This window comes from Mesorhizobium sp. M5C.F.Ca.IN.020.32.2.1 (assembly GCF_004023105.1).
Lineage (GTDB): Bacteria > Pseudomonadota > Alphaproteobacteria > Rhizobiales > Rhizobiaceae > Mesorhizobium > Mesorhizobium wenxiniae.
Map to the genome: position 1 here is coordinate 1 of NZ_RZSX01001295.1, position 1,209 is coordinate 1,209.

The 1,209-nt window shown below is 58.5% G+C and carries 4 protein-coding genes; all 4 read left to right on the forward strand.

Going from position 1 to position 1,209, the window contains the following annotated elements; genetic code table 11:
- A partial coding sequence (locus tag EOA86_RS39750; RefSeq protein WP_206630238.1) for a hypothetical protein occupies window positions 1–264 on the forward strand: 264 nt, incomplete at its 5' end.
- Window positions 265–295: 31 nt separating this feature from the next.
- Complete coding sequence (locus tag EOA86_RS35370; RefSeq protein ID WP_127209031.1) at window positions 296–526, forward strand: hypothetical protein; 231 nt, start codon at window positions 296–298, stop codon at window positions 524–526.
- 14 nt (window positions 527–540) lie between these two features.
- The gene (locus tag EOA86_RS35375) at window positions 541–786 is read left to right on the forward strand and encodes a hypothetical protein (protein WP_127209030.1); all 246 of its coding nucleotides are present in this window, start codon (window positions 541–543) and stop codon (window positions 784–786) included.
- 89 nt (window positions 787–875) lie between these two features.
- Window positions 876–1,082, forward strand: coding sequence for a hypothetical protein (locus EOA86_RS35380; RefSeq protein ID WP_127209029.1), 207 nt, complete (start codon window positions 876–878; stop codon window positions 1,080–1,082).
- Window positions 1,083–1,209: the final 127 nt, after the last annotated feature.

Consider the following 1,209-nt stretch of genomic DNA (forward strand, 5'->3'; position numbering starts at 1 on the left):
GTCCTGGAATCCGTCGGGCCGGGGTTTTTCCTGCCTTTCCTGCGTCAGCAAGACGTTGACAACGAGATTCCGGAACGTTTCAGCGATCAGTGTCATCTATGCCATTTCATGCTGTCTTCGCCGAAGTACGCCGAGAAGGCGGCCGAGTGGGCGGAGCTGCTGGTGAGCGATCTGGCCGCGCTTCCCGAAAGCGAGCGGCCGGCCGACAATTCAAGACTGGCAGGCTTGAAGGAATTCGGGGCGCAATCGGTGCTGCACATCTAGTGCAGTACGGTCACTATCCGAGGAGGGAACGATGTCGGATACACGATCACCTGGAATGCTGTCACAACTGGGCCTATCGGCAACGGACCGCGAGAAAGTGGCCGAGGTCACCAGCGATCTGATCGCAATCCACGTCTACCGCGAGCTGCAAATCCGCAACGATCTGGCGAAAGTGGCGGGATGCTCGATTATCGGCAACTGCTCCAACGGAAGCTGCGACATCATCGGCAATTGTTCGTCATCTTCCAAGGACATGCTGTGATGGAGGACAATTGGATGAGCGGCACACGCGCACTGGTCGAGGAGAGCCTTTCGACCATCGAGATTGGTCGCCCTGGCGGCGACAAGCTCGTCGATGTCCTGACGCAAATCATTGATGAGGAGGTCGCGCTGATCGTGCGCGAGAATCTTGACGATCGAAAACCGGCGACACCCGGGAAAAGAGAACCGCCAAGCCGACTGTCCGCCGTCGCTGCTCAGCGCGCGGGGTCGAAACCGGGTGGCCGAAAACCGGGAGGCTGACGTTACTTTCGCGCTCAACAACCAAGGGAGGCTTCGCACGAAACATTGGATTAACGCCAAAACTTATCTCGTAACTTGGGAGACGTAATATGGCTGACAGATTGAGCCTTGCAAGTCTGAAACTGAGCGTCGAACAGCGGGAGCAGGTCGCCGAAATCGCTGGCGATCTGATTGCGGTTCAAGTTTATCGCGAGTTGCAACGGGCAGGCGAACGCGCCGCAGATTCCGGCTGCAACATCATCGGAAACTGCTCCAGTTCCTCCAAGAGCGCACTGCTCGAAACGATTGCAAGATAGGGAGCGTCGGGCGTGTGAAGGCATCCCTTCGACCGGGATGCCTTCCATTCCAACCCCAACGAGCCCTCCCGCGATCGCCGCGGCGGTCACTCGACACCCTTTCCGTCCGGGAGCGGCGCGTCAGAGT